The sequence below is a fragment of the Lutibacter sp. genome (assembly GCF_041562875.1).
Classification (GTDB): Bacteria; Bacteroidota; Bacteroidia; order Flavobacteriales; family Flavobacteriaceae; genus Lutibacter.
Genome location: NZ_JBFFOE010000094.1, coordinates 1 through 9,162, shown reverse-complemented (window position 1 = coordinate 9,162; position 9,162 = coordinate 1). Strand labels below are relative to the sequence as shown.

At 28.2% G+C, this 9,162-nt stretch carries 12 protein-coding genes and 1 pseudogene; 4 read left to right on the top strand and 9 right to left on the bottom strand.

Features of this window, described 5'->3' with window-relative positions:
• Positions 1-13: 13 nt before the first annotated feature.
• From ABY863_RS11160 to ABY863_RS11140, 5 genes are all read right to left on the bottom strand, one after another.
• Positions 14-475 carry a TspO/MBR family protein gene (locus tag ABY863_RS11160; protein ID WP_372794826.1) on the bottom strand — a complete coding sequence of 154 codons (462 nt, stop codon included), beginning with the start codon at positions 473-475 and terminating at the stop codon, positions 14-16.
• On the bottom strand, positions 475-954 hold the full coding sequence (locus tag ABY863_RS11155; RefSeq protein ID WP_372794830.1) for a glutathione peroxidase: 480 nt from the start codon (positions 952-954) through the stop codon (positions 475-477). The genes ABY863_RS11160 and ABY863_RS11155 overlap by 1 nt, the downstream gene beginning before the upstream one ends.
• A 90-nt stretch (positions 955-1,044) precedes the next feature.
• A complete protein-coding gene (locus ABY863_RS11150; RefSeq protein WP_372794824.1) occupies positions 1,045-1,266 on the bottom strand; it encodes a hypothetical protein in 222 nt (73 codons plus the stop codon).
• Positions 1,267-1,269: 3 nt separating this feature from the next.
• Positions 1,270-1,971: a GTP cyclohydrolase I FolE gene (folE, locus tag ABY863_RS11145; protein WP_372794822.1), complete on the bottom strand. Its 702-nt coding sequence runs from the start codon at positions 1,969-1,971 to the stop codon at positions 1,270-1,272.
• On the bottom strand, positions 1,934-2,347 hold the full coding sequence (locus tag ABY863_RS11140) for a 6-pyruvoyl tetrahydropterin synthase family protein (RefSeq protein WP_372794820.1): 414 nt from the start codon (positions 2,345-2,347) through the stop codon (positions 1,934-1,936). The genes folE and ABY863_RS11140 overlap by 38 nt, the downstream gene beginning before the upstream one ends.
• A gap of 168 nt (positions 2,348-2,515) precedes the next feature.
• On the opposite strand from ABY863_RS11140, the gene ABY863_RS11135 reads away from it, so the two are divergent.
• Genes ABY863_RS11135 through ABY863_RS11120 form a run of 4 tightly spaced genes read left to right on the top strand, consistent with a single transcriptional unit; the run spans position 2,516 to position 6,537 of the window.
• Positions 2,516-3,175, top strand: a complete 660-nt coding sequence (locus ABY863_RS11135; protein WP_372794818.1) for a TetR/AcrR family transcriptional regulator — start codon at positions 2,516-2,518, stop codon at positions 3,173-3,175.
• Positions 3,176-3,181: 6 nt separating this feature from the next.
• Positions 3,182-4,492, top strand: coding sequence for an ABC1 kinase family protein (locus ABY863_RS11130; RefSeq protein WP_372794828.1), 1,311 nt, complete (start codon positions 3,182-3,184; stop codon positions 4,490-4,492).
• Positions 4,492-5,109 (top strand): flavin reductase family protein, encoded by a 618-nt coding sequence (locus tag ABY863_RS11125; protein ID WP_372794815.1) that lies wholly within the window; start codon positions 4,492-4,494, stop codon positions 5,107-5,109. The genes ABY863_RS11130 and ABY863_RS11125 overlap by 1 nt, the downstream gene beginning before the upstream one ends.
• A gap of 6 nt (positions 5,110-5,115) precedes the next feature.
• Positions 5,116-6,537 carry an SDR family oxidoreductase gene (locus tag ABY863_RS11120; RefSeq protein ID WP_372794813.1) on the top strand — a complete coding sequence of 474 codons (1,422 nt, stop codon included), beginning with the start codon at positions 5,116-5,118 and terminating at the stop codon, positions 6,535-6,537.
• Here the strand turns inward: ABY863_RS11120 and ABY863_RS11115 are convergent.
• The 4 genes and pseudogenes from ABY863_RS11115 to ABY863_RS11100 all read right to left on the bottom strand — a co-directional run.
• On the bottom strand, positions 6,530-7,813 hold the full coding sequence (locus tag ABY863_RS11115) for a deoxyribodipyrimidine photo-lyase (RefSeq protein ID WP_372794811.1): 1,284 nt from the start codon (positions 7,811-7,813) through the stop codon (positions 6,530-6,532). The two genes, ABY863_RS11120 and ABY863_RS11115, sit on opposite strands and share 8 nt — an antisense overlap.
• Positions 7,814-7,822: 9 nt before the next feature.
• The gene (locus tag ABY863_RS11110; protein ID WP_372794809.1) at positions 7,823-8,506 is read right to left on the bottom strand and encodes a lycopene cyclase domain-containing protein; all 684 of its coding nucleotides are present in this window, start codon (positions 8,504-8,506) and stop codon (positions 7,823-7,825) included.
• Entirely contained in the window at positions 8,506-8,943 is a 438-nt protein-coding gene (locus ABY863_RS11105) for a carotene hydroxylase (RefSeq protein WP_372794807.1), read from the bottom strand. Before ABY863_RS11105 ends, ABY863_RS11110 begins: the two co-directional genes overlap by 1 nt.
• Positions 8,943-9,162 (bottom strand): annotated as a pseudogene (locus ABY863_RS11100) (hypothetical protein); the annotation flags it as partial. The gene ABY863_RS11105 and the pseudogene ABY863_RS11100, both read right to left, overlap by 1 nt.

Below are 9,162 nucleotides of genomic sequence, written 5' to 3'. Positions count from 1 at the left end.
TCGTTTCATAACCTTAATTTTTTATATAAGAATAAGCATTTAAGCTAGTTGCAATGAGTAACCATACAAAATAAGGTAGAATTAAAAGTGATTTTAATTTCATATCAGCAACAAAATTGAACAAATAATATCCAATAAGTACTGTAAGCAATACAATTACTATCAACCCAAAACCAATGGCGTGCTGATTAAAAAACACAAAGTTCCACGAAACATTTAAAACAAATTGAATGATAAACAATAACCAAAACGTATCAGTAGCTTTTGCGTTCATTAAATAATACAAATAGATTGAAAAACAGGCCATTATAGTTGTCCAAGCAACACCAAAAACCCAATCTGGAGGTGTCCAAGGAGCCTTATTCAATGTTAAGTACCAATTAGATGTTGGGCCGCTATTCATTAGCCAACTACCAATACCAAGTGCTGAAAAATTTATTAGTAAAAACAATACTAACCACATCATTTGTTTCATTACAGTTGCTTTGTAATTTTACTACTCAAAGGACCTGTAATTGAGTAATAATAATCAATAAAATTACCATTTTCATCTATTAAGTATTTTTGAAAATTCCATTTTACCGAACTACTTTTTACGCCGTTTAATTCTTTTTGAGTGAGCCATTTATATAAAGGATGTTGGTTATCTCCTTTCACATCCACCTTTTCAGTCATCAAAAAAGTAACACCATAATTAACCTGACAAAAAGATTGAATTTGCGAAGCATTTCCTGGTTCCTGACCACCAAACTGATTACAAGGCACGCCAATTATAACTAATTTTTCTTTGTATGTTTCGTGCAATTTTTGCAAATCGGCATATTGTTTTGTAAATCCGCATTCTGAAGCAGTGTTTACAAAAAGAATTTTCTTTCCTTTAAAGGTAGCTAAATCTATTTTTTCTCCCGATAAACTTTTTATAGAAATGTCGTAAATTGAATTTGTTGATTTCATTTTTTCTGGATTATTAGTAATTAAATAGCTTGTTAAAAACAAACTAAAGATGGTAACTGTACTCGCTATTATTTTCATTTTGTTACTGTTTTAAATTGTAATTTGTAATTTTAAACGTTTCTCAATTTTTCGCTTTATTACTGTTAAACGCTTCATGATATCCATTAAATCTGGATTTTTAGTCTTTTTGTATATTTCATTAATTCCTAAAATTAATGATTTTACTTCTTTTGACGCTACAATACGTTCGTTAGTTGTTTTTAACGAAATTTTTCGTTGTTCAAATTCAATTCCTTTTTCAACCAAATCCATAATTTATAAATTTAAATAATTGTGAAATTCTACAATTTTTTCAGGCGAATTAAACACACCACCATAAAAACTTGTAACTGTTGCTGATGAATCGTCTTTAATTCCTCTAGAAGCTACACATAAATGCTTTGCGTCAATAATTACCGCAATGTCTTCTGTTTGTAAAATGATAGCCAATTCTCTCGCAATTTGATTTGTTAAACGCTCTTGTACTTGCGGTCTGTTTGCAAAATATTGTACAATTCTATTAATTTTTGATAGTCCAATAACTTTTCCAGATGATATATACGCCACGTGTACTTTACCAAAAATTGGCACAAAATGATGCTCGCAATTTGAATAAAACTGAATATTTTTTTCAACCAACATCTGATTGTATTGATATTTATTATCAAACAATGCAATTTTAGGTTTGTTAGCAGGATTTAATCCTGAAAAAATTTCATCAATATACATTTTCGCAACTCTTTTAGGTGTTCCTTTTAAAGAATCATCACTTAAATCTAGCCCCATTACTTTCATTATTTGAGCAAATAATTTAGCTATTTTTTCTTTCTTTTCCTCATCGCTTAACAAAAAAGCATCTTCAGTTAAAGGTGTTTCAATTCCAGTATATAAATGATCATCTCCTATTTCATCAAACGAAAAACCGTTTAATTTATTTCCGTTAATAGGGAAATTCAACAAAGTTTCTTGGTGTTTCATAAAGTTTAATTTTTAGTTCGTATTTTTTCTCAATTAGAGGTCTTAAAATCATATAAATAACCATTGCAATATTTTCTACAGTTGTATTTAAATCTTTAAATTCTTCAACATCTAAGTTTAAATTTTTATGGTCAAATTTTTCAAGAATATTCATTTTAATTAAATCCGATAACTCCTTAGTATCTATAACATAACCCGTATCCTCATTAATAGAACCAATTACTTTAACTTCAAGTTCATAATTATGACCATGAAAATTTGGATTGTTGCATTTACCAAATACACTTTTATTTCTTTCATCAGACCACGTAGCATTGTGCAATCTATGTGCCGAATTAAAATGTTCCTTTCTAGTAACAGCTGATTTATAATTCATTTTTTTTGTTTAATTTATTTTATACAATATTAAACATAACGAAACACTTTTTAAAATAATTCATATATCTTTTAGTTATGGTACCATAATTATTAACTATAACTATTTATTTGATGTATTATTAATTTTTGTTTAATTTACATAATATTTCATTAAACAAAATAAATTATGGCAAAAAATAAAAAAGCATCACACAACGAAATCATTTCAAGCTATATGAGCTATGTGTTAGAAAATGAATCATCCCCAAAATCAGTTTACGCATTTGCGAAGGCTTCCAATTTTGACGAATCATTATTTTACAGCTATTTTGGCTCTTTTGAATCTCTTGAAAAAGCTATTTTCAAAACGTTCTTTGACAATTCAATGCTAGCTTTAGAAAAAAGTGAAGAATACCCAACATTTGATGCTCGAAACAAATTATTGAGTTTTTATTTTACTTTTTTTGAAAATCTTTCGGCAAATAGAAGTTATGTGCTCATTGCATTGAATGACAATAAAAATCATTTAAATAAGTTAAAAAAGCTTACTGAATTAAAAAAGAGCTTTGTACATTATATTAATGGACTTGAAATAGAAACTATTGATTTTAAACAGAAAAACATAATGCAGTTTCAACAAAAAAGCATTCAGGAAAGTGCTTGGGTACAGCTTTTGATTACACTGCGATTTTGGCTAAATGACAGCTCTATATCATTTGAAAAAACGGACATTTTTATTGAAAAATCAATCAATACTAGCTTCGATATCATTTCCACAACGCCTTTAAAAAGCATGATTGATTTTGGTAAATTTTTGTACAAAGAAAAAATGACTTTAAACTTATAGATAATGATAAAAAGCATAGATAAAATTCCTGTTTCTAAAATACAAAGAGCTTCTAAACTCATGCAAACAGGCGCAAAAGTTGGGGTGAATTATTTAAAATATTACGGAGATAAAATTATAAATCCAGAAATTGAAGCTAAAGAACGCTTAAATAAAAACAATGCCGAAGATATTTACGATGGTTTAAAAAAACTAAAAGGAAGCGCCTTAAAAGTTGCACAAATGCTAAGTATGGAAAAAAGCATTTTACCAAAAGCCTATGTAGAAAAATTTTCCCTGTCACAATTTTCCGTGCCGCCTTTATCTGCTCCATTGGTAGTTAAAACATTTAAAAAATACTTTGGAAAATCTCCAAATGAACTATTTGATACTTTTAATTCTAATTCTGTAAATGCCGCAAGTATTGGACAGGTTCATAAAGCCACAAAAAATGGTAAAAATTTAGCGGTAAAAATTCAATATCCAGGTATAGCAAATAGCATCTCTAGTGATTTAGCCTTGGTAAAGCCTATTGCCATTAGTATGTTTAACATTAAAGGTAAAGATTCCGACAAATATTTTAAGGAAGTTGAAGACAAACTAATTGAAGAAACAAATTACTTTTTAGAGATTAAACAAAGTAAAGAAATTTCAGCAGCTTGTGCTCATATTCCTAATTTACTATTCCCTAAGTACTATGAAGAATTTTCTTCAGAAAAAATTATTACCATGGACTGGATGCATGGCGAACATTTATCAGAATTTACAGCTCACAATACAGATCAAAAAAAATCGAATAAATTAGGACAAGCGTTGTGGAATTTTTATATGTATCAAATACATCATTTAAAAAAGGTACACGCTGATCCGCATCCCGGAAATTTTTTAATTTCAGAAAATACTGAATTAATTGCAATTGATTTTGGTTGTATGAAAACCATTCCAGATGAATTTTATATTCCTTATTTTGAATTGGCAAAAAAAGAAAATATCAATAATGTTCAATTATTTAAAGAAACCTTGTTTGAGTTAGAAATATTAAGAACTGATGATTCTAAAGAAGAATTAGCTTTTTTCACAGCCATGTTTTATGATATGTTAAGTTTATTCACACAACCATTTCATGAAGAAACATTCGATTTTTCTGATCCAACATTTTTTAAACAAATTGCAGATTTAGGTGAACGCTATTCAAAAAGCACCGAACTTAAAAACATGAATGGTAATAGAGGTTCTAAACACTTTATTTATATCAACAGAACTTTTTTTGGACTGTACAATTTAATGTTCGATTTAAAAGCTAAAGACATTAAAATTAACAATTTTAAAAGTTTATAATGATTTATTTCAATACAAAGGAAATCAATTCTTTAGAACACTTATATAAAATAAACCTTATCAATAGTTGTGCTGGCTATAAATCTGCTAATTTAATTTCAACAAAATCAATTGAAAACAGAACAAATGTTGCTATCTTTAGTTCAATTACGCATATTGGCTCATCTCCGCCCATACTAGGTTTTTTTTTGAGACCAACAACAGTTTTAAGAAATACCTATGAAAATATAATGGAGACTGGTTATTTTACCATTAATCATATTCACAAAAAAATATTGAAAGATGCGCATCATACATCAGCAAAATATGATAAAAACATCTCAGAATTTGATGTGACAGATTTAGAAACTGAGTATAAAGATCATTTTTATGCGCCTTTTGTTAAAGATTGCCCAATTCAATTATCTATGAAATATATTGAAGAATATGATATAAAATCTAATAACACCAAACTTGTTATTGGAGAAATATGGGGACTCTATATTAAAGAAAACCTATTGGAAGAAGATGGTTTCATTAATTTATCAAAAGGAACAATTGCTGCAATTAATGGTTTGGATGGCTATGCAATACCCGATTTAAAACAACGCTTTGAATATCAAAGACCTATAATTTAAACTAATATGAAAATTCTTGTTACAGGCTCAACCGGTTATATTGGAAAACGATTAATACCGCTATTATTGAATGAAGGCCATACGGTGGTTTGCTCTGTAAGAGATGCTTCTAGAGCAATTAAATATCAGAAAGATGATTATATAGAAATTATTGAAGCTGATTTTTTAAAGCCTGATACATTAACAAATATTCCTCAAGATATTGATGTAGCGTATTATTTAATACATTCTATGTCAAATTCTTCAACCGAATTTCATTCCTTAGAAGAAAATTGCGCTCAAAATTTCAAGGAATTTATAGAAAAAACTTCGGCAAAACAAGTAATTTATTTAAGTGGAATTACCAACGACACCAAACTTTCAAAACATTTATTATCCAGAAAAAATGTAGAAAGCATTTTACAATCAAACACCTATGCACTAACAACTTTTAAAGCAGGCATCATTGTCGGTTCGGGAAGTTCCTCATTTGAAATTATTAGAGATTTAGTTGAAAAATTACCTGTAATGATTGCTCCAAAATGGTTGAACACTAAAACACAACCTATTGCTATAAGAGATGTTCTATTTTTTTTATTGAGAGCACTTAGAAACGAAAAATTATATAGTAAGTCTTTTGATATTTTTGGTCCAGAAATATTAACTTATAACGAAATGCTACTTGAATTCGCAAAAATAAGAGGTCTTAAAAGATACATTCTAACGGTACCTATTATGACCCCAAAATTATCTTCTTATTGGCTATACTTTGTTACATCAACATCTTATAAACTTGCGTCTTCACTTGTAAATAGTATGGGCATTGAAATTATTGGAAAACCCAGTAATATTAATAAACTTTTAGATATTGAGCCAATTTCTTACAAAAAAGCAATAAAAAATGCATTTGTTAAAATTGAGCAAAATAGTATTGTTTCCAGTTGGAAAGACTCATTTATAAGTGGTCGTTTACAACACAAAGCTCATGAATATATAAATGTACCAACCTATGGTTGCTTTAAAGATAAAAAACAACGAGCAGCTAAAAACACTGAATTAACTTTGAATAAAATTTGGGCTATTGGTGGAGAAAATGGCTGGTATTATGGCAATTTTCTATGGAAGCTGAGAGGTTTTATAGATAAAGTTTTTGGAGGTATTGGTTTAAGAAGAGGCAGAACAAATCCAACAGAACTTCATATTGGTGATTCCCTCGATTTTTGGCGTGTAATTTATGCCGATAAAAAACAGAAAAGATTGTTATTATATGCTGAAATGAAATTGCCTGGGGAAGCATGGTTAGAATTTAAAATCGAAGATAACATATTGTATCAAACTGCTACTTTCAGACCTAAAGGCATTGCAGGACGGCTGTACTGGCTTTCAGTTATACCATTTCACTGGTTTGTATTTAATGGAATGATTTCAAAATTGGCAGAACCTATTTAAATAATGCTTTTTTTAACACCGTTAAATACCGTTCTCTCGCAAATTTATGTTCCACAATTTCGGGAGTTTCCTTATAATTGGGATTCCACTTTTTAATATATTTAAAATCTGGATCAAACTTTTGTTGTTGCGTAAATGGATTAAAAACTCTAAAATAAGGGGCAGCATCGCAACCAGTACCAGCAACCCATTGCCAGTTTCCATTATTGGCAGACAACTCAAAATCTAATAATTTTTCAGCAAAATAAGCTTCACCCCAACGCCAATCAATTAATAAATGCTTAATTAAAAAACTTGCTACTATCATTCTAACTCTGTTATGCATATAACCAGTTTCATTTAATTGTCGCATTCCTGCATCAACAATTGGATATCCGGTTTTACCTTCACACCATAATTTAAATTCAGCTTCATTATTTCTCCATTGAATAAAATTGTATTTCGATTTAAAATTTTCATTAACAACTTTTGGAAAATGATAGAGAATTTGCATAAAAAACTCACGCCAAATTAACTCGCTTGTAAATGTTGGATCTACTTTCATTGTAAAATCAACTAACTTTCTAACACTTATTAATCCAAAACGCAAGTGAACTGATAGATTTGAGGTTTCCACAGAAGGAATATCTCTGGTTTTTACATAATTTGAAATACATGAATTATTTATTGGCTTAACTTTCATTGAAGATTTTACAAAACCAATATCAGACAAGTTTGAAAATGTAAAAGCAGCTTTAAAAAAATTCGCTATTAATGTTTCTGAAGGAAATTTTTGAATAGTAACATTATGGTATTTCTGCAACCATTTATTTTTATATGGAGTGAAAACTGTATAAGGCAAACCATCATTTTTTACAATTTCATTTTCCTCAAAAATTACCTGATCTTTAAATGATTTAAACACTACTCCTTTTTCTGAAAAAAAAGATTCTAATTTTCCCTCTCTTTTAATAGCGTAAGGCTCATAATCTTTATTTGTATAAACTTCCTTTATCGTATAATTTTCCAGCAAGGTTTTCCATACTTCTAAAACAGTTCCTTTTTCAATTTTAACAGCACAACCTATTTTAAGCAGTTCTCTATTTATTGCATTTAAAGTTTCATAAATAAAAGAAACTCTGTCATCATTTTTTGGAAGATCGTTTAGAATTTCTTCATCAAAAATAAAAATTGGTAATACTTTGTAACCAGATTGCAAGGCATGATACAATCCGCAATTATCATGCAATCTCAAATCTCTTCTAAACCAAAAAATGGCAATTTCATTTTTATCCATAAATTTCAATTAATTGAATACTTTTTTAAACTTTTCAATTAAAATTAAATTAGCAAAAAGCATACTAAACGCATAAAAAGCATCTTCAACAGGCACTGTAAATAATCGAATTCCTAAATTTTCAGCATCGTTATACCAAACAACTTCCTGATGAATAAAACTACCTGTTAAAATTCCGTTTACAATAAAAAATGGAATTAATATCACCAAAAAAGTAAGATAGAATTTTTGTAAGATCGTGTTTTTAGTAATTAATGAATAAGCCAATAAACCAACAAAAACAAGCAGGTTTATAAACGTATACCATTTATCTGTATTAAAAATTAGTACAATAGTTGCTACTAAAAACAAAACTATAGAGATATAGTTTGTAAGTTTTTTAGATAACTGAAGATTTGGAAAAAAATAACCAATTGCATAATGCGTAAAAATACTTGCGTATGGTATGCAAATGAAAAATAAAATTTCTTCAATCGGTAATCCAAAAATAAGTAGGTTTAAATGATATTGAGGATTGAATCCCCAAATACCGTTTTGAGTAAATAGTACATCCCAAATTAAAAAAGGAATTGACACTAAAAATATTGATAAAAAAACCGATTTCCAATATTGGATGTAATTCATTTTCTTTTCAAAACTATATAAAAAAGGTATTGAAAAACTGGCAATATTTAGAGCTAAATATAAATACATTATATCTTAAAATATTTAAAAGGAACAAATAACATTCCAAAACATTCACCTTCTTCTTTCCCTAAATGTTTATGATGAACTTTATGTGCTTTCCGCAATCCTACTAAATATTTGTTATTGGTTTTATTAAACCATTTAAAACGCTTATGAATTAAAACATCGTGCACTAAAAAATAGGCAAGTCCGTAAAAAAATATTCCTAATCCTATAAAAAACAGAAAATTTAATCCATCTTGAAATCCGAAATAAAACAATAAAATACTTGGTATAGCAAATACAACGAAAAAAACATCGTTTCTTTCAAACCAATTTTGATATTTTGGTTGATGATGATCTTCGTGAAAATACCACATTAAACCGTGCATTACATATTTATGTGTAAGCCAAGTTACGCCTTCCATAAGTAAAAATGTAACAATAGTAATAAGTATAAACATTAGTGTATCTTATTTGATTTTTGTTTAATTTCTTCTGATTTTTCACTACTTAAAGTACTAACTAACAACATATTATTAAGTATTCTAATTTTAAAATTACTTTTTAAATTACTTGCTTCTATTCCATTCATAATTAGTAAATAGTCCTCTTCAATATTTTTATAATATCCTAAAAATTTGGGCATTTCACTTTGAAGTAAAAACCTTAAATATCTAATT